This is a genomic window from Monashia sp. HAY1-2A (assembly GCF_056755315.1).
In genome coordinates, this window is sequence record NZ_JBNDHY010000817.1 from 1 (window position 1) to 234 (window position 234).

At 55.6% G+C, this 234-nt stretch carries 1 pseudogene; it reads right to left on the reverse strand.

The features are described 5' to 3' along the window. Positions 1-234: pseudogene (locus ACPYOM_RS24050) on the reverse strand (spermidine/putrescine ABC transporter ATP-binding protein); the annotation flags it as partial.

A 234-nucleotide genomic window follows, 5' to 3' on the forward strand; every position in this document is an offset into this window, starting at 1 on the left:
TTCATGTACAGATTGCGTGGGGTGTCGACCTGTTCAATGCGGCCCTTGTTGAATACCGCGACACGGTCGGACATCGACAGTGCTTCGGTCTGGTCGTGGGTGACGAAGATAAAAGTGATGCCGAGTTGGCGTTGCAGCTTCTTCAGTTCGCTTTGCATCTGCTCGCGCAATTTCAAATCGAGCGCGCCCAACGGCTCATCAAGCAACAGCACCCGTGGGCGGTTGACCAAAGCG